22 protein-coding genes are annotated in these 21,070 nt (G+C 65.8%); 6 read left to right on the top strand and 16 right to left on the bottom strand.

Going from position 1 to position 21,070, the window contains the following annotated elements; translation table 11 throughout:
• Positions 1 to 6 precede the first annotated feature (6 nt).
• From QOH60_RS19590 to QOH60_RS19565, 6 genes are read right to left on the bottom strand one after another with little or no spacing between them, the layout of a single operon-like run.
• On the bottom strand, positions 7 to 1,542 hold the full coding sequence (locus QOH60_RS19590; RefSeq protein WP_526423436.1) for an AMP-binding protein: 1,536 nt from the start codon (positions 1,540 to 1,542) through the stop codon (positions 7 to 9).
• Positions 1,543 to 1,574: 32 nt separating this feature from the next.
• On the bottom strand, positions 1,575 to 2,450 hold the full coding sequence (locus tag QOH60_RS19585; protein WP_526423434.1) for an enoyl-CoA hydratase/isomerase family protein: 876 nt from the start codon (positions 2,448 to 2,450) through the stop codon (positions 1,575 to 1,577).
• 15 nt (positions 2,451 to 2,465) lie between these two features.
• Entirely contained in the window at positions 2,466 to 2,702 is a 237-nt protein-coding gene (locus QOH60_RS19580; RefSeq protein ID WP_526423432.1) for a lipoyl domain-containing protein, read from the bottom strand.
• Complete coding sequence (locus QOH60_RS19575) at positions 2,695 to 3,699, bottom strand: alpha-ketoacid dehydrogenase subunit beta (protein WP_526423430.1); 1,005 nt, start codon at positions 3,697 to 3,699, stop codon at positions 2,695 to 2,697. Before QOH60_RS19575 ends, QOH60_RS19580 begins: the two co-directional genes overlap by 8 nt.
• A gap of 11 nt (positions 3,700 to 3,710) precedes the next feature.
• Complete coding sequence (locus QOH60_RS19570) at positions 3,711 to 4,670, bottom strand: thiamine pyrophosphate-dependent dehydrogenase E1 component subunit alpha (protein ID WP_526423428.1); 960 nt, start codon at positions 4,668 to 4,670, stop codon at positions 3,711 to 3,713.
• Between the two features lie 17 nt (positions 4,671 to 4,687).
• Entirely contained in the window at positions 4,688 to 5,011 is a 324-nt protein-coding gene (locus QOH60_RS19565) for a hypothetical protein (protein ID WP_526423426.1), read from the bottom strand.
• A gap of 182 nt (positions 5,012 to 5,193) precedes the next feature.
• On the opposite strand from QOH60_RS19565, the gene QOH60_RS19560 reads away from it, so the two are divergent.
• Positions 5,194 to 6,351 carry an acyl-CoA dehydrogenase family protein gene (locus QOH60_RS19560; RefSeq protein WP_526423424.1) on the top strand — a complete coding sequence of 386 codons (1,158 nt, stop codon included), beginning with the start codon at positions 5,194 to 5,196 and terminating at the stop codon, positions 6,349 to 6,351.
• Positions 6,348 to 7,445 carry an acyl-CoA dehydrogenase family protein gene (locus tag QOH60_RS19555; protein ID WP_526423422.1) on the top strand — a complete coding sequence of 366 codons (1,098 nt, stop codon included), beginning with the start codon at positions 6,348 to 6,350 and terminating at the stop codon, positions 7,443 to 7,445. Before QOH60_RS19560 ends, QOH60_RS19555 begins: the two co-directional genes overlap by 4 nt.
• A 14-nt stretch (positions 7,446 to 7,459) precedes the next feature.
• Here QOH60_RS19555 and QOH60_RS19550 read toward each other — a convergent pair whose 3' ends face one another.
• The gene (locus tag QOH60_RS19550; protein WP_526423420.1) at positions 7,460 to 8,101 is read right to left on the bottom strand and encodes a hypothetical protein; all 642 of its coding nucleotides are present in this window, start codon (positions 8,099 to 8,101) and stop codon (positions 7,460 to 7,462) included.
• A 135-nt stretch (positions 8,102 to 8,236) separates the two neighbouring features.
• Here QOH60_RS19550 and QOH60_RS19545 point away from each other — a divergent pair, with 135 nt between their 5' ends.
• Both QOH60_RS19545 and QOH60_RS19540 read left to right on the top strand, forming a co-directional pair.
• The gene (locus QOH60_RS19545; RefSeq protein WP_526423418.1) at positions 8,237 to 8,596 is read left to right on the top strand and encodes an XRE family transcriptional regulator; all 360 of its coding nucleotides are present in this window, start codon (positions 8,237 to 8,239) and stop codon (positions 8,594 to 8,596) included.
• Between the two features lie 57 nt (positions 8,597 to 8,653).
• Positions 8,654 to 9,388 carry a hypothetical protein gene (locus QOH60_RS19540; protein ID WP_526423416.1) on the top strand — a complete coding sequence of 245 codons (735 nt, stop codon included), beginning with the start codon at positions 8,654 to 8,656 and terminating at the stop codon, positions 9,386 to 9,388.
• Positions 9,389 to 9,447: 59 nt separating this feature from the next.
• On the opposite strand, the gene lipL is transcribed toward QOH60_RS19540, so the two are convergent.
• From lipL to mutA, 4 genes are read right to left on the bottom strand one after another with little or no spacing between them, the layout of a single operon-like run.
• The gene (lipL, locus tag QOH60_RS19535; RefSeq protein WP_526423414.1) at positions 9,448 to 10,716 is read right to left on the bottom strand and encodes an esterase/beta-lactamase LipL; all 1,269 of its coding nucleotides are present in this window, start codon (positions 10,714 to 10,716) and stop codon (positions 9,448 to 9,450) included.
• 53 nt (positions 10,717 to 10,769) lie between these two features.
• A complete protein-coding gene (gene meaB / locus QOH60_RS19530; protein ID WP_526423412.1) occupies positions 10,770 to 11,756 on the bottom strand; it encodes a methylmalonyl Co-A mutase-associated GTPase MeaB in 987 nt (328 codons plus the stop codon).
• Complete coding sequence (gene scpA / locus QOH60_RS19525; protein WP_526423410.1) at positions 11,749 to 13,989, bottom strand: methylmalonyl-CoA mutase; 2,241 nt, start codon at positions 13,987 to 13,989, stop codon at positions 11,749 to 11,751. The genes meaB and scpA overlap by 8 nt, the downstream gene beginning before the upstream one ends.
• Before the next feature lie 2 nt (positions 13,990 to 13,991).
• Positions 13,992 to 15,854 (bottom strand): methylmalonyl-CoA mutase small subunit, encoded by a 1,863-nt coding sequence (mutA, locus tag QOH60_RS19520; RefSeq protein ID WP_526423408.1) that lies wholly within the window; start codon positions 15,852 to 15,854, stop codon positions 13,992 to 13,994.
• Positions 15,855 to 15,905: 51 nt separating this feature from the next.
• Between mutA and QOH60_RS19515 the strand changes: the two genes are divergently transcribed.
• A complete protein-coding gene (locus QOH60_RS19515) occupies positions 15,906 to 16,643 on the top strand; it encodes a TVP38/TMEM64 family protein (protein ID WP_526423406.1) in 738 nt (245 codons plus the stop codon).
• Here QOH60_RS19515 and QOH60_RS19510 read toward each other — a convergent pair.
• Genes QOH60_RS19510 through QOH60_RS19500 form a run of 3 tightly spaced genes read right to left on the bottom strand, consistent with a single transcriptional unit; the run spans position 16,640 to position 18,695 of the window.
• Positions 16,640 to 17,002: a DoxX family protein gene (locus QOH60_RS19510; RefSeq protein ID WP_526423404.1), complete on the bottom strand. Its 363-nt coding sequence runs from the start codon at positions 17,000 to 17,002 to the stop codon at positions 16,640 to 16,642. The two genes, QOH60_RS19515 and QOH60_RS19510, sit on opposite strands and share 4 nt — an antisense overlap.
• Positions 16,999 to 18,222, bottom strand: coding sequence for an SPFH domain-containing protein (locus tag QOH60_RS19505; protein ID WP_526423402.1), 1,224 nt, complete (start codon positions 18,220 to 18,222; stop codon positions 16,999 to 17,001). Before QOH60_RS19505 ends, QOH60_RS19510 begins: the two co-directional genes overlap by 4 nt.
• A gap of 41 nt (positions 18,223 to 18,263) precedes the next feature.
• The gene (locus QOH60_RS19500; protein WP_526423400.1) at positions 18,264 to 18,695 is read right to left on the bottom strand and encodes an NfeD family protein; all 432 of its coding nucleotides are present in this window, start codon (positions 18,693 to 18,695) and stop codon (positions 18,264 to 18,266) included.
• Between the two features lie 58 nt (positions 18,696 to 18,753).
• Here QOH60_RS19500 and QOH60_RS19495 point away from each other — a divergent pair, with 58 nt between their 5' ends.
• A complete protein-coding gene (locus QOH60_RS19495) occupies positions 18,754 to 19,596 on the top strand; it encodes an Rv1486c family protein (protein WP_526423398.1) in 843 nt (280 codons plus the stop codon).
• A 67-nt stretch (positions 19,597 to 19,663) separates the two neighbouring features.
• Here the strand turns inward: QOH60_RS19495 and QOH60_RS19490 are convergent, their stop codons facing one another.
• Positions 19,664 to 20,692, bottom strand: coding sequence for a ferrochelatase (locus QOH60_RS19490; RefSeq protein ID WP_526423396.1), 1,029 nt, complete (start codon positions 20,690 to 20,692; stop codon positions 19,664 to 19,666).
• The coding region (locus tag QOH60_RS19485; RefSeq protein WP_526423394.1) for an SDR family oxidoreductase at positions 20,693 to 21,070 on the bottom strand (378 nt) is incomplete at its 5' end. It lies immediately after the preceding gene.

Here is a 21,070-nt window from a genome sequence, read left to right as displayed (position 1 = left end):
CACCTCTCATACGATCCGCGACGCCCGTCCCTGCCAGTAACGCTCGCGGATGCGCCGCTTGTAAAGCTTGCCGTTGGGATCGCGGGGCAGTTCGGGGTCGAACTCGACGGAGCGCGGGCATTTGTAGGCGGCCAGGTGAGCTCGGCAGTACGCGATCAGCTCGGCCTCGAGCTCGGGACCCGCAGTTGCCGGGTCGACCGGTTGCACAACGGCCTTCACCTCTTCGCCGAACTCGTCGTTGGGGACGCCGAACACCGCCGCGTCGACCAGCTTCGGGTGCATTACCAGAAGGTTCTCGGCTTCCTGCGGATAGATGTTCACCCCGCCCGACACGATCATGAACGTCGAGCGGTCCGTCAGGTACAGGTAGCCGTCCTCGTCGACGTAGCCCATGTCACCCAATGTCCGCCAGCCGCGGTCGTTGGACACCGACGCGGTCTTGGCCGGGTCCTTGAAGTACTCGAACGCCGGACCGCCCTCGAAGAACAACTCACCGGACTGGCCTGCGGGCAGCTCCACCCCATCCTCGGAGACCACGTGGACCGGGCTGAACGGTTTGCCCACGGAGCCGGGGTGAGCAAGCCACTCCTGCGGGTCGATCGTGGTGCCCGCGAATCCCTCTGTGCCGCCGTAATACTCGTGGATGATCGGGCCGAACCACTTCATCATCTGGTGCTTGACGTCCACTGGACACGGCGCGGCGGCGTGGATCACGCATTGCAGGCTCGACACGTCGTAGCGGCGACGCACCTCCTCGGGCAGCTTCAGCATCCGCACGAACATCGTCGGCACGAACTGCGCGTGCGTTACGCGGTGACTCTCGATGAGACGCAAGACAGCCTCGGCGTCGAACTTGCGCATCGCGATCGCAGTCGCGCCCGCACGGTGAACGGCCATCGTGTAGTTGACCCCTGCCGCGTGGTACAGCGGCGCCGGCGAGAGGTACACGCTGGATTCCGTCATTCCGTAGCGCTTTGTGAGCGCGTACTCCAGGACCATCTGCGCCCACGAGCCATTACCGCCCTCGGGGAGCGGCCTGCGGACGGCCTTCGGCCGGCCCGTCGTTCCCGACGAATAGAGCATCTCCGAACCGTCCGAGTGCGGCGGCGCGTCGCCGGCCTCGCGCAGCGCGTCGGAGTAACCAGTCCAGCCCGGCATATCGCCGCCGACGCTGACGTGCGTCTCGACCCCGGCGTTGGACTTCACGATGTGGGCGGCGGTCTCGGCCATCGACGCGTCGACGAACACCGCCCGTGCCTCGGAGTCGTCGATGACGTAGGCGACCTCGTCCGGCGTGAAGTGGATGTTCACCGCCGTGTAGTACAGCCCGGAAAGCTGGCAGCCCCAAGTGATTTCGAAAAACTCCTGGCAGTTCGGAAGAACCAGGGCCACCCCGTCGCCGCGGCGCAGGCCCCGCTCGTGCAGCAGGGCCGCGACGCGCCGGCTCCGCTCGTACAGCTCGCCGTACGAAATTGGCGCGTCGTCACCAACGACGAGGGCAGCCGAGGTTGGCGCCCTCATCGCGTGGTCGGCGAGATTCATCGCTGCCTACCCTGGACTGCTCCTCGCGTCCGCTAAGTGGCCGCCGCACCGTCGGTCGACGCCGCTGCGGCAGCCTGGCGCTGTGCCATCTCCGACGGCAGGACCTTGTCCTTGAATACCCGCTGGATCAGTTCCTGGACGTCCTTGCTGATCGACGCGAGCGCCACCAGGTCGTTGGAGCTCTGCCAGTGCACGCGCATGCCCATCAGTTCCCACGCCCGCTTCAGGTTGGCCTTCGTGGCCAGCAGCGTGGTCAGCGGCGCCTGGGCGATGTGGCGGGCGATCGCGTCGACGCGGGCGTCCAGGTCTTCGAGCTTGACCACCTCGTTGACGAGCCCGATCTCCAGTGCACGCTTGGCGTCGATCACCTCAGCCAGATACAGGTAGTAGGCCGCGCGGCGCCAGTTCATGAACACCCACGGCTCGATCGAGCACTCACCCGACGGCATGCCGAACCCCTGCAGCGGCGGGTACGAGAAGTAGGCGTCCTCGGAGGCGATCACGATGTCGGTGGTCAGCCCGTAGTGTGTGCCGCCGCCGACGCAGTAGCCGTGCACCTGGGCGATCGTGGGCTTGGAGAACTCCCACAAATTCAGGATCGGCTTCACGAACAGATCGGTCTGCGGCTTCCACGGCGTGCCCATGTACTGCGCGGCCGTCACGAAGTCGGGGTAGTCGACGGCGTTGTTGCCGATCGCGTGCCCCGAACAGAAACCCTTGCCGTTGGCCCTGAGGACCAGGACCTTGATGTCGTAGTCGCGGTCGGCATCCAGAAGGGCGGCATCGACCTCTTCGGCGAGCTTCTGGTCCTGCGCGTTGGCCTTCTCAGGCCAGTTCAACGTGACCTTGGCGATCGGCCCCTTCTTTTCGTAGATGATTCTCTCGCGGGTATCGGGTTCGAGATCCATGCATGCCCTTCCTGGTTATGACGTGATGACGCCGATTTGTGCGCCGATGTCGTACGTGGTGCCGACTTCGCCCGTCCACTCGACGGTGCCTGACGCGCCCGCCTCGATTTCTTGTTCCACTTTCTCCGTTGCGATGGTGTAGATGGGGGTGCCCTCCTCGACATGTTCGCCATGCTCGACGAGGAGGTCGACGAGCTCGGCCTCGGAGACCGCAACAGAGACACGAGGAATGCGAATCACGAAGTCACCCATGCGCTTTCGCCTCGGACCCGTGGAGCGTTCGCTGCGCAGCAGCGACGACGCGTGCCGGTGACGGGTAGATCTGGGCTTCCAAGCCAGCCGCCGCAGGGGCCGGGACGAACCGCCCTCCAACGCGTTCGACGGGCGCAGCGAGGTCGCCGAACGCCTCGTACTGCAGCGTCGCGGCGATTTCGGCGCCGGGACCGGCGAATTGGACGGCGTCGTGCACCACCACGGCCCGGCGGGTGCGGCGCACCGAGGAGACCATGGTCTCGACGTCGAGGGGCAAGAGTGTGCGCAGGTCGATGACCTCTGCACTCACACCCTGCTCCTCCAGCGTCGCGGCGGCCCCCAGACAGTCGTGCACGCTGCGCCCGTAGCTGATGAGCGTGACGTCGTGGCCCGGCCGCTTGATGTCGGCAAGCCCCAGCGGGATCGAGAAGCCGGGATCTGTTGGCACCGGGCCTTTTTGGCCTTGCAGGCGAATTGTCTCGACAAACAGACACGGATCAGGGTCGAAGATAGCGGACGTCAGCAGCCCTTTACCGTCTCGAGGCGTCGACGGGATGATCACCTTCATCCCCGGGATGTGCATGAACCAGGCTTCGAGCGACTGCGAGTGCGTGGCACCCGTGGCGAGCCCGCCGTAGACCTGGGTGCGGACGGTGAGCGGGGCGGTGGTCCGGCCTGCCGTCATGAAGCGAAGCTTCGCGGCGTTGTTGATCAGCTGGTCGGCCGCGATCCCGATGAAATCCATGATCATGATCTCGGCCACCGGCAACAGCCCGTCGATCGCCGCGCCGACCGCGGCCCCCATGATCGCGGCCTCGGAGATCGGCGTGTCAAGAACGCGGTCGTGGCCGTACTTCGTCGACAGCCCGGCAGTCGGGCCCGACGCGCCGGGGTCGGCGATGTCCTCGCCGAGAAGAAACACCCGTTCGTCAGACGCCAGGGCGGCATCGAGCGCGAAGTTGAGCGCCTCCCGCATCGTCATCACCTTGTCGTCCACGATCAGGCGCCTCAGGCGGGATACGGGATCGGTTGTGCATAAACATCTTTGGCCAATTCGTCCGCCGAAGGGGCGTCCGCCGCGACGACCGCGTTCAGTGCAATCTCGACTGCGGTGAGCGCTCCCTCGTCGATCCCGCTCAGCTCGTCGTCGGTGCAGACGCCGTTGTCGACCAAGTAACGCCGGAACCGCGGCACCGGGTCAGCAGCCATTGCCGCCTCCATCTGGTCCTTGGGGATGTACGGGGTGCGGTCGCCGAAGTAGTGGCCACGAAAGCGGAACGTCAGGCATTCGATGAACGTGGGACCGTCGCCCCGGCGCGCCCTGTGCAACGCCTCGTCCAGGACGGCACCGACGGCCAGCGGATCGTTCCCGTCGACGCGCACACCCGGCATGCCGTATCCGGCGGCCCGGTCGGCGACCTGCTCGATCTTCATCGTGTCCGTGGTGGGTGTCATCTCGGCGTACTGATTGTTCTGGCAGACGAGAACGAGCGGCAGATCCCACAGCGCCGCCATGTTCGCGGCCTCGTGGAACGATCCGGTGTTAGTGGCGCCGTCGCCGAAGCTGACGACGGTGACGCGGTCGAGTCCCTTGCGCTTGGCCGCCATCGCCAGGCCCACACCGACGGGCGGCCCGGCACCGACGATCCCCGTCGAGAGCATCACGCCCTTCTCCGGCTTGGCGATGTGCATGGTGCCGCCCTTACCGCGGCTCGCGCCAACGGTGCGTCCCATCATCTCGCCGTAAATCTCTTCCAGCGGAACGCCTTTACCGATGAGATCATGCAGCCCGCGGTACGTGGTCACCAGCTGGTCGTCATCGCGCAAGCACACGCCCATCGCCGCGGCGATCGCCTCCTGGCCGCGCGACGGCCAGTACACGCACATGAACTCGCCTGTGCCGATTCCCTTCGACAGCCGGTCATCGGCAGCCTTCATCAGCACCATCAACGCGTACATGTGGCGCATCTGCGCGGCGCTAAAAGTCACTTTGAATAGGACCCGATCTCCCGGTAGACCTTCGGAATCGGAGGTGGCGAGTCCATGCTGAGGTACTGCAGCGATGACATCGTGCCGCTCTTGCCGAGCTCCCCCAGCCGCTGCACGACCCCGTCGAGGTCATCGCAGTCGAGCTCGTAGATAGCCACGAAGGGCCCCTCACCGTCGGTTGGCTGGAACCGGCGCGCGGAGACGACCCCGTCGACCGAGCAGATCTCCGCCAGATGAGTCTCGTTGTACCACTTGTGGTATTCCGCCTCTTTGTCCGGCGACACCGGCATCGTCTGCAGGTAGATGATCCCTCTTGCCATGCTCACCTCTCCACCAGCCGGTCCGCCCGCGACTACCTGCGCAGGTACGCGGCACAGTATCTAAAATACCTAAAATAGAAAAGACACCGACAGCGGGTTCGGCACCGGTCCGCGCCTGATCAAATATCTGTTCCGGTAAAGTCCCGCGTGCCCCAGCCGACCGGACGACTCGATGAGGGACCGTGGACTTCTCATACCCGCCTGAGGTGGAGGCGTTCCGCAAGGAGTTGCGTGAGTGGCTCGCCGCGAACCTGACTGACGACGTGCTCGCCGCGGCCCGCGGGCGCGACCGCACGGGCGCGGGGTTCGACACGCTTCGGGCATGGGACGCCAAGGTTGCCGACGCGGGATGGGCCGCGGTGTCGTGGCCGACGGATTTCGGTGGGCGTGGCGCCACCGTCCTCGAGCAGCTGGTCTACGCGGAGGAGACTACGCGCGCACGGGCTCCGCTGCCGCTCAACGTGATCGGGATGAACAACATCGCCCCGGCGATCATGCACTACGGGTCGGACGCCCAGAAGCGCTCACTGCTCCCCCGGATGAGGCGCGCGGACGACATCTGGTGTCAGGGCATGTCGGAACCGGAGGCAGGCTCCGACCTCGCGTCGCTGCGCACTCGCGCAACCCAGGACGGCGACGACTTGGTGGTCAACGGGCAAAAGATCTGGACCTCCCTGGCACCACGCGCCGACTGGTGTCAGTTGTATGTGCGCACAGACCCCGACGCCCCGAAGCACAAGGGCATCTCGTGCCTGATCGTCGACATGAAGCTGCCTGGGATCGAGGTCCGGCCCATCGAGACCATGACCGGTGACACGGACTTCGCCGAGGTCTTCTTCACCGACGTGCGGGTGCCCGCCGACTCACTTCTCGGACCACTCAACGGCGGCTGGCAGGTGGCAACCACCACGCTGAGCCACGAACGAGCAGGAGCAGCAAGGCTATACGCGGAGATGCAGCTGCGCCTGCACGACCTCGTCACCGACTTGGCCGACGCCACGGTCGACGGCCGGCCCGCCCTCCAGGACAGCTCGACCCTGCACCGGCTCGGCGAGATCGCCGTACGGATCAAGTACCTCGAAGTGCTGTGCCTGCGGTCGATCTCGGCAACGCTGCACGGTGGCGACGCGTTCGGATCGGCCAGCCTCGCCAAGACGGTGTGGGGTGAGGTGGGCCAGGAACTGGCCGCCATCGGCTTCGACACACTCGGACCGCAGGGTGCCGACGGCCGGTGGGCACACTATCGGCTGTCGTCGCGCTCGCTCACCATCGCCGGGGGCACCACCCAGATCAACAAGAACATCACCGCCCAGCGAGTTCTCGGGTTGCCACGCAAATGAACCTCGAACCAACTGACGAGCAGGCAGCACTGCGCGACACCGTGCGCAAGTTCCTTGCCGAAAAGGCAAGCATTGCATCGTATGTGCGGCCGATGCTCGATGATCCCGCCGGCACCACCGATGACGTGTGGCGCGGTCTGGCCGCCCTGGGTGCCACGGGCCTGTTGGTGCCGACTCAGCACGACGGCGCCGGCATGACGATGGTCGAGGCCGGGATCGTCGCCGAGGAACTCGGGTCGGCGCTTCATCCAGGACCCTGGCTGTCGTGCGCCGTGGCCGCTGCCCGCGCGCTGCAGCGCGTCGACGCCGGCAGCGAGGCCGCTGACCTCTTGCGCGGCATCGCCGACGGCTCCGTCATCGTCACCGTCGGGCCGCTGGCCGGCACGCGTCCGTCGGCGCACGAGCACGGGCAGGACGTCGCGCTGCGGGGAACGCTCGCCGGGATTCCTGACATGGCGGCTGCCGACGTCCTGCTCGTCCTCGCCGATACCAAGAGCGGCACCGAGCTTCTCGCTGCCGAAGCCCACGCACCCGGCATCGTCGCAACCCGGGTATCCGGGGTAGACCCGACACGTAGATACTTCGACGTCACGCTCGACGACGTGCCCGCCCGCCCGCTCGCATCCGCCTCACCCGAAGCGATCGGCGCGCTCGTCGACGATGTGCTGTGCGCGCACGCCGCCGACGCCCTCGGTGCCGCGACCGCGGTGCTGACCAACGCCGTCGAGTACGCCAAGGTGCGCCGACAGTTCGGCCAGCCGATCGGCAGCTTTCAGGCCGTCCAACACCTCTGCGTGGACATGTACGAGACGGTGGAGCTCGCCCGCAGCGGGGTCTTGCATGCGCTGTGGGCGGCCGACGCGGCCGACGCCTCAGAACGCCATCTCGCCGCCGTGCGAACCAAGGCGTTCGCCGCGCGGCTCGTCACTGTTGGCGAAACGGCGATCCAGGTGTTCGGCGGCGTGGGCTACACCTGGGAACACGACGCGCACCTCTACCTCAAGCGCCTGCTGAGCTGGAGCGCGTTCCTCGGCGCAGCCGATCAGTTCGTCACCGAAATCGGCGCTCAACTGGCGCATTCGGTGACTGCCTGACGGCAGCGAGTGCCCTAAAGGCTGCCGGCCATCAGCTGGTGATGGGTGTCCCCGATCTCGGCCGAATCCTCCGCCAGCGGGCTGGCCTCCGATGTGAGGTCGATCAGCGCAAGTGGGAACTGCTCCGTCATCTCTTCGACCGTGTAGCGGTCGAGCTGACGGGTGTCGTACCACCAATCCATCTGCACCCGCCGTGCGGCGCGATACACGCGGATTTCAAGGGCGTGCGCACCAGTCGGCAATGCCTGGATGTACGCGGGCTCAGGCACTGAGCTGGTGTAGGCGAAGTGCACATCTGCGAGATCGTGCGCGAGGCGATCACCCTCAGCGATCGCCTGACGGACCGCCAGCAGAGCTTTCGTGGCGCTGGCCTGCCGGACGGTGGTGCACGCCAACGTGACCGTGCTGTCGGCGCCCTTGACGGATACGTCGACAGCCAGGTCACCGGCCCCGAGTGTGCGTGCGATGGTCCGGCCCAGCGCACCGAGCAGGATCTCGTCGGTCGGGATGGCCAGATGACGCGCGGCTTCGTCGAGCTCTTCAGTGAGGAGGCCCGTCACTGGGGCGGGAATCCTTGCAAGATCGTCGGGGCGAGCAGGTTCAGCAACGTCATGGTCCACCACCCGAATGGTTGCCGTGACGGAGTTATTCGACATGACGGCAACCGTACAACCAATGTCCCAGAAATGGGAGACATGTGCCAAAAGTGTGACGGCTGTGTCAATAAGGGAGACAATTCCCGCATTTGCTAGGGGCTGCCCAAAACCGGGATGACAGGCTATCCTCATTGGATGCCGCGGACAGACGAGAACGGTCGACAGCTCAAGGCGTTGCTCGGTTATCTGCTCGACGGGGAGATCGACGCCAAAGAGATTTACGACGCGCTCGGAGTCTCCAGCAGCACCTATTACCGGCGGATCAAGGACCGTGACTATCCGAACGCCGAGGAACTGCGCCTCGTCGCCGACCGGTTCAGCCTGAACTATCCGGACCTCCAGGTCCGGTTCGGCCTGATGACGCACCACGAGGTGCAGCGCTACGTCGAGTCGGGCCCGCTCGCGATGGCAACCGTTAACGAGGTCGTCACATCGGCGCCCCACAGGACGCGGTTATCTGAGTTGAAACCGCGGCTCGATGCGCCCCCGTTATAGCCACAGCAACGGTATTATCTTTTTGCTGACATCACTCCCGCGCAAAGGCAAGTTCCGATGGCCGTAGCAACACTGATCCTGATTACAGTGGCCTGCATCGGGTGGAGCCTGTGGATTCGACGGGTCACGTGGACATGTCGATGGGAAGTCGCGGCCACGCTGAACATCGCGCTGCAAGGTGCCGCCGTGCTGTTGATGTCTCCCCTCGCGTCGCGGACAGTCGGGCATTGGCTTCACGCGCTCACCGGGAAATGGAATCTCGAAGACTACATCGGCCACGACTGCTACATCGTCGCTGCGTCGGCGATCGTGTACAACGCACTGGGCCGGCTGGCCAGTGACAACGAGATGCAGCGGACCTTCAAGCAGTACGTCGAACGCCCCGCGACCTTGTGCATCCCGTTGCTGCTCGCGACGTTCTCCGTCGGCGCAGGCGCGCGGATCTACCGGGCGGATTTCTTCACGGTGCCCACCGACTTCTGGCTGAGCATCTACTGGCTATTGCTCTGCGGCACACTCATCTATCTCCTCGGATACGGCTCGCGGGCGCTGCTGGTGCTGCGCAAGGATCCGCGGTCACGCACGATGGCAAACGTATATCTGGCCGCATGCATCAGCGGGATCATGGCCTGCGTCGTGCGGATTACCACGGCGTTCGTGCCTGCCCTTCAGGGGCTGGAGAACGGCGTGCTCGTGTGGTTTTTCGCTTGCGTGTGCGGCGCGGTCTTTGCGCTGGCCTCGGCTCATTCCTGGCGGGTCAGGACCAAGTGGTTCACCAAGGTCTCGCACTGACACGAGCCGCCAACCGCCGAGCGGTGCGCCACTGACGAGCCCGACGACGGTCGCGCGTCCTACCCCGCGACGACTCCTTGAGGCTCCGGGTACGGCGCGCCGAATTGGGGCACGACGTGGTGCCCGCGCGTGCGGGCCGCCTGGGCGCCGCGACGCAGCAGTCCGACGAGGCCGACGAATGCGGCTTGGTCGAACATCATCGGAGTCAGCAGTCGGTTATGCACGAAGGAGAACGACATCCCCGTGCTCGGATCGGCCCATCCGATGGAGCCGCCGAGCCCGGCGTGTCCGAATCCGGGCATCACCCCGGGCACCGGCACCGAGTGATAGCCGAGGTGAAACGACAGCGGAACCATGATGTTGAGGTCGGGACGAAGGCTCGGTTTGCCCGTCAGGCCGCGGACCAGATTGGCGGACAGGTAGCGGGTTCCATCGATCCGTCCGCCGTTGGCGATCGCCCCGTACATCTTGGCCAGTGCGCGTGCCGTCATCACGCCGTTGACCGACGGGATCTCGCTGTCGAGGAACGGGATGTCGCCTTGAACAAAGGATTTCACCCCAGGGAAGTACATCGCGCCGAATCCGCCGGAGAACCACAAGGCCGCGTACTTGGGCGCAAGGAGGTTGAACACCGAATTGGCGCGGGCGCTTTGGGGCATGAGGATCTCCGCCACCCGGGTGGGCGATTCGGCTGGCGGGCGGCCGAGATGCAGACCATCGGTGTTCAGTGGTTGTGCGACCTCGGTGCGAACCAGCTCTCCCATTCCGGTCCCGGTCACCGCGCGGGCCAATCCGGAGATCAACCACCCGTAGGTGAGTGCGTGATAGGCAGGCTGGCCCAGCAGCCGCGTCACGGGCGCCGCCGCGATCCGCTGCTCCATCAAGCGGTGGTCGAGCACGTCGACTTTGTTGACGCCGTTGAGGTGTGACAGCCCGGCCCGGTGCCGCATCAGCTCTCGCACGGTGATCGCCGATTTGCCGTTGACGCCGAACTCCGGCCAGTATTCGGCGACCGGCGCGTCGTAGGTCATCAGCCCGCGATCGACCAACCGGTGAATGACCGTCGCGGCAACACCTTTGGTGGTAGAGAACACCATCGCCGCGGTGTCGGCCGACCACTTCACCTCACCGCGCCGGTCGGCCCATCCGGTCCATACGTCGACCACTGGTTGGCCGTCGAGATACACCGCCAAGGCACCCCCGCCGTAGCGGCGACCCGGGAACAGTCGCGAGAACAGTTTGATGGCACACGAGAAATGCGAGTCGGCGGCGCCTTGAACACCATGCGGTAGGCCGCCGTCGATGAGATGCAGGTGCGCGCGCGTCACCTAATCATGATGACGCGCTAACAGTCCAAATTAGGCGAGTTGTTACCGATCTGTTAAGTGCGCGCTGCGGAATCGAGAATGCGTTGCGCCCCTAGCGCTGCGGTCAGTTCTCCGTCGCGCACCAGCCGTTCCACCTCGGCGCGAATGCCTTTCACCCCGCGGTCCGACACCAGGCGGTCGATCACGGTGTCGCGGACCATCGACCACATCCACTCCACTTGCTGCCGCCTACGTTTGGACTCGAACTCGCCCGCCTCGGTCAAGACATCGCGGTGCTTGAGGACCGTGTCCCACAGTTCTTGCAGTCCGGTGCCTTCCAGAGCACTCATCGTCAAAACGGGCGGGCGCCAGAGCGTTTCACGCGGATAGATCAGCCGGATAGCCGCTTTGAGTTCGCGCGCCGCGGATTTCGCTTCGACGGCATGCTCGCCATCCGCCTTGTTAACCACGACGATGTCTGCGAGTTCGAGCACGCCTTTCTTGATGCCCTGCAGCTGATCTCCCGTTCGGGCCAGGGTGAGAAACACGAAGCAGTCCACCATCGCGGCGACAGTCACCTCCGACTGACCGACGCCAACGGTCTCCACCAGGATCACGTCGAAACCGGCAGCCTCCAGCAACACAATCGTCTCGCGCGTCGCCTTCGCGACGCCGCCGAGAGTGCCTGATGTCGGCGAAGGGCGGATGTAGGCGCCGGGATGGTTGGCAAGCTTGGCCATCCGGGTCTTGTCGCCCAGAATCGAGCCGCCCGTGCGCGTCGACGACGGATCCACGGCCAGCACCGCCACGCGATGGCCCTGTTGGATGAGCATCATGCCCAGCGCCTCGATCGCCGTCGACTTCCCCACTCCCGGGACGCCGGTGATTCCCACGTGAAGCGAGTTTCCCGCGTCCGGCAGGAGCTCCATAAGCAGCTGCTGGGCCTGGTCGCGACGGTCTAGCCGTGTTGACTCGACCAGGGTGATGGCGCGCGACAGCTCCGTGCGATCGCCGCTGCGGACCGCGTCGACGAGCCGCTGGACAGTCCGGCTGTCAGTCATCGCCGAGGGTGTACCCCAGGCGCTCGGCGAGCTTGTGCAACAGGCCGATTGCAGCGTCGGAGATGACGGTGCCGGGGGGGAAGATCGCGGCGGCCCCCGCGGCGTACAACTCGTCGAAATCACCGGGCGGGATGACACCGCCTACGACGATCACGATGTCGGGTCGGCCTACTGCGGCCAGCGCTTCGCGCAGGGCGGGCACCAGCGTCAGGTGTCCGGCGGCCAGCGATGACACCCCGATGACGTGCACGTCGTTGTCGGCCGCCTGCCGTGCCACCTCGTCGGGGGTGGAGAACAGCGATCCCACGTCGACGTCAAAGCCGATGTCGGCGAACGCTGTTGCGATGACCTTCTGGCCACGGTCGTGGCCGTCCTGGCCCATCTTGGCCACCAGGATGCGCGGCCGCCGGCCATCAGCCTCGGCGAACCGTTCGACAAGCTCGGTGGCTTTGGATAGACCCGTCGCGCTTCCCTTCCCTGAAACTTCGTCGCGGTAGACCCCGGAAATGGTACGGATTTCGGCCTGATGCCGCCCGTACACCTTCTCCAGCGCGTCCGAGATCTCCCCGACCGTCGCCTTGGCCCTGGCCGCGTCGATGGCCAGGGCCAGCAGATTGCCCTCCGACTCGGCCGCACGCGTCAGGGCAGTCAGCGCGGCGTCAACCTCGTGCGGATCCCGGTCGGCACGCAGCTGCTCGAGTTTCGCAAGTTGCTCGGCGCGCACTCTGCTGTTCTCGACCTTGAGCACCTCGATCGCGTGGTCCTCGTCGACGCGGTACTTGTTTACGCCGACCACGGGCTGTTGGCCGGAGTCGATCCGTGCCTGAGTGCGGGCAGCGGCCTCCTCGATGCGCAGCTTCGGGATGCCATCGGTGATCGCCTGAGCCATGCCGCCGTGTTCAGCGACTTCGTCGATGTGGGCGCGCGCGAGCGCGGCGAGTTCATGGGTGAGCGACTCGACGTAGTACGAGCCGCCCCACGGGTCGATCGGCCGGGTGGTCCCCGACTCTTGTGCCAGCAGCAGCTGGGTGTTGCGGGCGATGCGGGCGGAAAAATCGGTGGGAAGTGCGAGCGCCTCGTCGAGCGCGTTGGTGTGCAGTGACTGGGTGTGGCCCTGCGTGGCGGCCATCGCCTCGATACACGTGCGCGCGACGTTGTTGAACGGATCCTGGGCGGTCAATGACCACCCGGATGTCTGCGAATGAGTGCGCAGAGAAAGCGATTTCGGGTTCTTCGGGTTGAATTGCCCGACGAGCTCACTCCACAGCAGGCGGCCCGCGCGAAGCTTGGCCACCTCCATGAAGAAGTTCATGCCGATGCCCCAGAAGAACGACAGCCGAGGCGCGAATTTGTCGATGTCCAGACCAGCGGCCATACCCGCCTTGATGTACTCGACGCCGTCGGCGAGGGTGTACGCCAACTCGAGATCGGCTGTCGCCCCGGCCTCTTGGATGTGGTAGCCGGAGATCGAGATCGAATTGAACTTCGGCATCTTGGTGCTGGCGTACCCGAAGATGTCGGAGATGATCCGCATCGAGGGCTTCGGCGGATAGATGTAGGTGTTGCGGACCATGAACTCTTTGAGGATGTCGTTCTGGATTGTCCCGGCCAGCTTCTCCGGTGGCACGCCCTGCTCCTCCGCGGCCACCACGTAGAGCGCGAGGATCGGCAGTACAGCGCCGTTCATCGTCATCGACACGGTGACTGTCGACAGATCGATTCCGTCGAAAAGCTGGCGCATGTCGAGGATGGAATCGATTGCCACCCCCGCCATTCCGACGTCACCCTGCACGCGCGGATGATCCGAGTCGTAACCGCGGTGGGTGGCCAGATCGAAGGCCACCGATAGCCCCTTCTGACCGCCCGCGAGATTGCGCCGGTAGAACGCGTTCGACTCCGCCGCGGTGGAGAACCCCGCGTACTGGCGAATCGTCCACGGCTGGTTCACATACATCGTCGGATACGGTCCCCGCAGGAACGGCGGCTCACCCGGGAAGCTGTTGAGCGGGTGCCCTGCGCTGATCGCCGCCGCACGGTCGGCAGCGGTGTAGACCGGCCTCACCACAATGCCTTCCGGCGTGTGCCAGTCCAGCTGCTCGGCTGTGTAGCCGTGCGCAGCCGCAGCCGCGGCCGCGTGCGCCGTCACATCGGCTTCCGTGGGTGGGCTGGCGACTTCGTTTCCGTGCAAAGGGATCTCAGCGAAGCTGCCGACTACCGAGGTAGGTGTGCTCACGTTCAGGCCCCCAATCGGGTGAGCAGATTCGACAACGCGTCGACGGCGTCGATAGCCGATGTGAGGTAATCGTTGGGAAGCTGCGATTCGTCGAGATCGGCGACAGCCTTGCGCGGGCCCGCCAAGTAGGTCAACGAGATTCCCGCCGTACGGCCCGCCTCGACGACACCGGCGACGTCGGAGCCATACCGGGCGTCGGTACCGCAGATGATCGCCGTGTCCAATGTCGCCCCGACCTTCTCGGCGACGGACGGCAACGTCTGTGCATCGACGGTTCCCGGATTGACCGCTTCGATGCCGCCTGATGCCAGCAGATTCGTCGCGAACGTCGTGCGCACGTTGTGCTCGGCGAGCGGACCCAACGGCAGCAACAACACTCGCGGCCTGACACCGGTGCGCTCCAGATACGCATCCGAGCGGTCCCGCAGCGCTTCGAAGTCCGCCGCGTATCGACGGATGTCGCCGACTTCGCCGCGCTCGGGCAGTACGTCCTCGTCGAGCTTCGGAAATTCGTTGACGCCGGTGATTTTCGTTTGCCGATGGTCGATGTCCGTGATCCTGCGCGCGCTGGTCTCGGCGATTTCGGCGATGATGAAATCCTGCGCCTCAGTGAAGCCACCACGCTGTTCGATCTGCTGGAAGTGCGTCCACGCCTGTTGCGCAAGGGTTTCAGTGAGATCCTCGACGTACCAGGAGCCACCGCCAGGATCGAGCACCCGTCCGATGTGGGATTCCTCGAGCAGAAGCAACTGGGTGTTGCGGGCGATGCGGCGCGCAAAACCGGGACTTACACCAGGAGCACCGCCGCGGATCGCGGCGTCGAACGAGTGGACCAGAACCGTGTCGGCCCCACCAACGCCGGCGGCAAACGCCGCGACGGTGGTACGCAACATGTTCACCCACGGATCACGCTGCGTCATCATGGGCATCGACGTCACGGCGTGCAGGGTTGCTGCGCCGGCGTCGGAGGCGGCCGCCACTTCGGCCACCCTCCCCCAGAGTTGGCGGGCCGCGCGGAATTTCACGATGGTCATGAACTGGTCATCATCGGCGGCGAACCGGAAGCTGATCTGCCGCAGCGCATCACCGGCAGTCAGCGCCGGCAACGCCCGCAGGTAGCCAACTCCGGCCGCCACACTGGCCGCCAATTCCCAGGAGGCGTTCGCGCCGCGATCGTGGAATGCCGGTCCGTCCACGGTGATCGCCCGCACGCCACCCCCGTAGCCGACCAGCCTTGACGCGGTCGCGACCACGTCGTCGAGGCTGGGTGCGGGCCGGCCGCTCAGCGCGCACGTCAGCGGGTCGGCGCCGAGATCGATCGACAGCATGGCGTACGAGTCGTCGCTGACCGCCTCGACCAGCGAAAGCAGTGCGTCGACGGCTGCGCCGTAGGAAGCGCCGGCGTCCAGCATGATCGGCACCAATTCGATGTACACGCCCTCGAGCACCCGGGGAATGTCCCCCGCGGCGATACCGGTGTCGCCGATCCGCAGTGCCAGCGCGCTGACGCCTTCGGTCAACGCCAGCAGCACCGCGCCGTTGATGTCGGTCTGATCCTTGCCCAGCGACGAAGGAAACGCCTCGGCGACCTTCCACCCGGCGTTGACGTCGCGAAGCGGGTCGCCGCCGCGCACGAACGGCCACGTGCCGGGCAGCGGATTCTCGGGGCGGGCATCCAACGCCGTGTACAACGGCCGGATCGGGAAATCCTCGTAGGTCGGCGCGTCGAGCAGTCGTTCGGGATCACTGGGCATATCGGCCGGATCGCGCCGCGTGCTCTTGACGAGGACCCCGGCCACCGCCGAGCGCCACTCACGACGCGCACGCTCAACCTCCGCTAGGTCGACCGACGCTCCCGTGGACATCCCACCAGGCTAAATGATGGTCACCGGCTCAACGCCGTAGGGTTTGTAGCCGTGCTCAGCGCGAACGTCCGCAACGGCGCACGTGGCGTGCTTTCTGCACTCATCGCCACTGCACGCCAGGTGTCACCCCGGCGGATGGTCGCAACTCTCGTGGGCCTTGTGATTTTGGTCGCATTGATCGTGTTCCTGCCGATGCCCACGGCTGTGGAGCTTCGGGACTGGGTGCGGTCGGCAGGGCCGTGGTTCGCGATCGCATTCCTTGCCGCTCACATCGTCATCACGGTGTTCCCGTTCCCGCGCACAGCGTTCACCCTGGCGGCGGGTCTGCTGTTCGGCTCAGCACTCGGTGTCGTGCTTGCAGTCCTGGCCTCCACAGTCAGCGCGCTCATCGCATTCTGGTTGGTCCGCGCGGTGGGCTGGCGGCTCGATCGACTGGTCAGTCACCCGGCGATCGAAGCCGCCGACGCGCGGCTGAGGCGACGAGGCTGGCCTGTCGTGCTGTCGCTACGACTCATACCCGCGGTGCCGTTCTCGGTGATCAACTACGCGGCGGGGGCGTCCGCGATCCGATCGGCACCCTACACACTGGCGACCTTCTTCGGCCTCATTCCAGGCACGTTGGCGATCGTCGTACTCGGCGATGCGTTCACCGGGCATATCAGCCCGTTGCTGATCGCGGTGTCAGCGGCGACGGGCTGCCTCGGCCTGTTCGGTCTCGTCTTCGAGTACCGGGCTCACCGAAGGGAGCGCGAGCCCGAGGATTGCATTGCCGCACCGATATCCGCCTAGGCGCCTCGGTCGGGTCCCTTTCCGGTGAGCGCTGCGTACGTCAGCAGGAAGAATGCCGCCGGGATTGTGTTGACGACGGGGTCGCGCACACGGATGTGCGCGCCGACAGCGAGGACGAAGTAAATCGTCAGCATCGCCGTCGTCAGCCGTGCGAGCGCCGGGAACCGCGCGACCGACAGCAATCCGACAACGGATGCTGCCTTCGCCACCGGCAGGATCCAGCGAATCCCCGGCGGAACACGCAGATCGTCCATCGCTTTCTCGATGTAGGACAACGGGATCGCGCACGCCACCGAGTCGACGGCCTGGAACCCGGCGAGCAGCCGGTAGGTCCTCGGCGAAGTCAGCGCGCTGGTCAAAGCTCCAACCCACCCCCGCCGTGCCGCGGACCCGATGATTCGTGCTGCTGCTGCGACAGCGGGGGGTACTGCATCGGCGGCAGCGGATCGATCGGTGCCGCGGGGATCGCGCTGACATCGGTCGATCGCGCATCAGCCACTGCGGCCGCCACAGCCTGAGCGATCTCGGGATCGGTTTGCGTGTTGAACCAGTCGGCCACTTCGTCCGAGTCGTCCTCCGGCTTCGGCAGATCCGTGTCGACCGGCGAGGGCTGGTAACGGAACACACCGTCGTCGCCTGGCGCACCGAGCATCTTGGTGAAGCCCTGCAGGGCCGTACCGAAGTCGCTCGGGACCAGCCACACCTTGTTCGCTTCGCCCTGCGCCATCAGCGGCAGCGTTTGCAGGTACTGGTAGGCCAGCATCTCCGGTGTCGGTCGGCCCGCCTTGATCGCCGCGAACGTCTTCTCGATCGCCTTCGCCTGTCCCTGCGCCTGCAAATAAGCGGCGGCGCGCTCGCCTTGAGCGCGCAACATCCTCGACTGCCGGTCTGCCTCGGCCCCCAGGATCGCGGCCTGCTTGGCGCCCTCGGCGGAGAGTATCTGGGCCTGCTTCTGCCCCTCGGCCTGCTTGATCGCCGCCTCCCGGCTGCCCTCGGCTGTGAGGATCATCGCGCGCTTCTCGCGGTCGGCCCGCATCTGCTTTTCCATCGAGTCCTGGATCGAGGGGGGCGGGTCGATGCTGCGCAGCTCGACGCGAGCCACGCGCAGCCCCCACCGGCCGGTGGCCTCGTCGAGCACCCCGCGCAGCTGTCCGTTGATCTGGTCACGCGATGTCAGTGTCTGCTCCAGCGTCATGCCGCCGACCACGTTGCGCAGTGTGGTGGTGGTGAGCTGCTCGACGCCGACGATGTAGTTGCTGATCTGGTACACCGCGGCCTGCGGGTTGGTCACCTGGAAGTACACGACGGTGTCGATGTTCACCGTCAGGTTGTCCTCGGTGATCACCGGCTGCGGCGGGAACGACACCACCCGCTCACGAAGGTCGACGCGTGCCCTGATCCGGTCGACGAACGGCAGCAACAGTGTCAGCTGCCCGGACACGGTTTTGCTGTAGCGGCCCAGCCGCTCGATAACCGCTGCCTCGGCCTGCGGGATCAGCGCGACCGATTTCACGACGATGATGATCGCGAGCACGACGAGCACCGCCAGCACGATCAACGGCGCGACGTAACCATTCATGAAGACTTCCTTCCTTATCGGAGCCCGTTATCGGCGAGCCTCTAGATCACCTTTGACACGACCGCGGTCGCCCCGTCGATGTGCACGACGGTCACCTGGTCGCCGGGTTCGAAAACATCGATCTCGTTGAGCGGCCGGGCGGTCCATATCTGGCCGTCGAGCTTCACCTGGCCCTCATGCAGCGCCACTTTGTCGAGCACCAACGCCGTCTTGCCTTCCAGCGCCTTCATCGGTTCTGGCAGGCCCTTGCCTGAGGTCAGGTGCCGTCGCAGGATGGGGCGGACGCCGACCAGCAGCAGAATCGACGCGATCAGGAAAACGACCCCCTGCACCCAGAGATCGCTGAAAATCAACGCTGACCCCGCCGCGACAAGTGCGCCACCGCCCAACATCAGCAAGAACATGTCGCCGGTCAATACCTCTGCGCCTGCCAGCCCCAGGCCGACGAGCAACCAGATGAGCGCCACAGGCATGCCGCCAGCGTAGCGCGTAACAGGCCGCGTCCGGGGCGAACTATTACACTCCGTCATCATGTGGTGCCCGAGTGCGTCGCTGTCGGTGTGGGCCAATGCGTGGCTCGCGGGTGCTGCTGCGCCTGACGACGTTCTCGACGCATTATCGCTCTGGGCGCCAAAGCATTTCGTGACAGCGTACGACTCTGTGGCAGCAGAGCGAACCGGGTTGCCGTGGCCAGATCTCGACGAAGCGAGCGCGGTGATGCTGCTCCGGACATTGCGCACGGCGTCCGGATCGCCCCGCAGCGAACCTTCGATCAGCATCGTGTTGCCTATTCCTGGGGATGTGCTGGGACTGGTCGCCGGCACGGCGTTCGGGCGCGACGCGCTGGGCGCCGGAGAGGCGCTGATCGTCTCCGACGACCGTCGAACGGCCATCGGCCTGGTACCCGAATTCGACTACGGCGATGATGAATGCGGGCAGGACGCTGCGCCGAGCGGGCTGGTGTGGACCGCGCACGCGCTGCCGACGGCACCAACACCGTCGTACCAGGACCTGGGCGAGGCCGAATTCGCGCTGCGCTCGGCGGTGCGTTCTGCAGCCGAGGCCCTTGGTGCGATCCGACCGGGCTTCGACGTCGCCGACCCGCGCGGCATGGTCGAGAAGGTGCTCGAATCCACTCGACTGCATCAGGTCCCGGAGGACGCGCCCGCGCGGGCGCTGCGCGTACTCGAGAACGTGGCGCGCGTCGACGCGATCATCACGGTCAGCGCGGATCTGATGCCGATCGGCACCCAGACGCTGTCGGACGCCCAGATCGCCAACGAAGCGCTCAAACCACTGTCGGCGGTGGTTCGGTCGGCCAGAGCGGCCGCGATCACCGCGATCCTGTACTCCGCCTGGCAACACCGCGCCTAACCGCCGCGAGCGTGCGAGTCTGCAGGCGACACGCCGACGTTTTGCATGACTTCACGCACGCTCGTTGCTAGCGGTTTTGCGCACATTCGGGCGTGCAGGGTGCGCCGTTGACCGAAACGCCCTGCAGTGGAACGGGATCGGATGCGGGTACCCGCACCGGCTCGTGCCCGTCCTGCAGCTCGTCGATCAGGTCGACCGCGAGGCGGGCGAAGCGCCGGTCGGCGTTCGGGGTCGCCGCCCGCCCGAACGCCATGCCCGCGGCCTCAGCCTGCAGGCGCAACTCATGGTCAAGGTCCCAGATCACCTCGATGTGGTCGGAGACGAAACCGATCGGGCAAACGATCACGGCCGGGGTCCCTGCGGCGACCAGCCGGGCGAGATGATCGGACACGTCGGGTTCCAGCCACGGGATCCGCGGCGGCCCCGACCGGGACTGCCATACCTGGTCGTAGTCGGCGAACCCGGCTGTCCGCGCGACAAGCGCTGACGCATAGCCGACCTGGCGACTGTACAGATCCGGTCCGCATCGTGAATTTGCTTGCAGCGGAATGGAATGCGCCGTGAACACCAGCCGGGCACGGTCACGCACTGCGTTGGGCAGCCCCGTCGCCGCAGCGGTGATCGCCTCGGCGAACATCTCGACCAGCAGCGGGTGGTCGAAGTAGTGTCGCAGCTTCACCAGATCCGGCGCGGCGGTCCCCGCTGCCCGCCGTGCCCGAGCGATGTCCTCGAGATACTGTGTGCAACTTGAATACCCGCCCCATGCCGACGTCGTGAAGACAGCCGCACGACGGACGCCGTCGTCGCGCATCGTGGCGACGGTGTCCTCGATGAACGGGTGCCAGTTGCGGTTCCCGAAGTAGACCGGCAGCTCGCGCCCGCGTTCGATCAGCTCGGCGCGGATCTGCTCGATCAGCGCCCGGTTGACGCCGTTGATCGGCGAGACTCCCCCGAAATGCTGGTAGTGCTCAGCGACGTCATCGAGCCTCTCCGGCGGTACACCCCTTCCGCGCGTGACGTTTTCAAGGAATGGCCGCACCTGCTCCGGCCCTTCCGGACCGCCGAATGACTGCAGCAGGACGGCGTCGAAATCCATTTACAGCAACTGCGTGCTGGCGCCACCATCGGCGTAGATCACCGTGCCGGTGGTGGCAGGCAGCCAGTCGGACAGCAAGGCGCACACCGTCTTCGCCACCGGCGTCGGGTCCTTCATGTTCCAGCCGACTGGAGCGCGCTGATCCCAGCCCTCTTCGAGCAACTGCATCTGGGCGCCGGCCTCCTCGCCGAGCGCACCGCCGACGATGGCGCTCATGGCTAACGTCCGAATCGGCCCAGCCGCAACGAGATTAGAGCGCACACCGAACTTGCCTGCCTCGCGCGCAACGAACCGGTTGACCGATTCCAGCGCGCTTTTGGCAACCGTCATCCAGTTATATGCCGGCATCGCGCGGGTCGGATCGAAATCCATGCCGAC

Origin of the sequence: Mycobacterium sp., assembly GCF_032159765.1 — a bacterium.
In the GTDB taxonomy this organism is placed as follows: Bacteria; Actinomycetota; Actinomycetes; order Mycobacteriales; family Mycobacteriaceae; genus Mycobacterium.
The sequence above is the reverse complement of the archived record's forward strand: the minus strand, read 5'-3'. Positions and strand labels throughout refer to the sequence as shown.

Excerpts from the sequence above, each read along its gene's own strand:
- QOH60_RS19580 (WP_526423432.1), bottom strand. The coding sequence starts at position 2,702 with ATGGGTGACTTCGTGATTCGCATTCCTCGTGTCTCTGTTGCGGTCTCC.
- QOH60_RS19555 (WP_526423422.1), top strand. The coding sequence starts at position 6,348 with ATGAACCTCGAACCAACTGACGAGCAGGCAGCACTGCGCGACACCGTG.
- QOH60_RS19585 (WP_526423434.1), bottom strand. The coding sequence starts at position 2,450 with ATGGATCTCGAACCCGATACCCGCGAGAGAATCATCTACGAAAAGAAG.
- QOH60_RS19590 (WP_526423436.1), bottom strand. The coding sequence starts at position 1,542 with ATGAATCTCGCCGACCACGCGATGAGGGCGCCAACCTCGGCTGCCCTC.
- QOH60_RS19565 (WP_526423426.1), bottom strand. The coding sequence starts at position 5,011 with ATGGCAAGAGGGATCATCTACCTGCAGACGATGCCGGTGTCGCCGGAC.
- QOH60_RS19490 (WP_526423396.1), bottom strand. The coding sequence starts at position 20,692 with ATGGATTTCGACGCCGTCCTGCTGCAGTCATTCGGCGGTCCGGAAGGG.
- QOH60_RS19495 (WP_526423398.1), top strand. The coding sequence starts at position 18,754 with ATGTGGTGCCCGAGTGCGTCGCTGTCGGTGTGGGCCAATGCGTGGCTC.
- QOH60_RS19570 (WP_526423428.1), bottom strand. The coding sequence starts at position 4,670 with ATGCGCCACATGTACGCGTTGATGGTGCTGATGAAGGCTGCCGATGAC.
- QOH60_RS19545 (WP_526423418.1), top strand. The coding sequence starts at position 8,237 with ATGCCGCGGACAGACGAGAACGGTCGACAGCTCAAGGCGTTGCTCGGT.
- QOH60_RS19540 (WP_526423416.1), top strand. The coding sequence starts at position 8,654 with ATGGCCGTAGCAACACTGATCCTGATTACAGTGGCCTGCATCGGGTGG.
- QOH60_RS19500 (WP_526423400.1), bottom strand. The coding sequence starts at position 18,695 with ATGCCTGTGGCGCTCATCTGGTTGCTCGTCGGCCTGGGGCTGGCAGGC.
- QOH60_RS19505 (WP_526423402.1), bottom strand. The coding sequence starts at position 18,222 with ATGAATGGTTACGTCGCGCCGTTGATCGTGCTGGCGGTGCTCGTCGTG.
- meaB (WP_526423412.1), bottom strand. The coding sequence starts at position 11,756 with ATGACTGACAGCCGGACTGTCCAGCGGCTCGTCGACGCGGTCCGCAGC.
- QOH60_RS19550 (WP_526423420.1), bottom strand. The coding sequence starts at position 8,101 with ATGTCGAATAACTCCGTCACGGCAACCATTCGGGTGGTGGACCATGAC.
- mutA (WP_526423408.1), bottom strand. The coding sequence starts at position 15,854 with ATGTCCACGGGAGCGTCGGTCGACCTAGCGGAGGTTGAGCGTGCGCGT.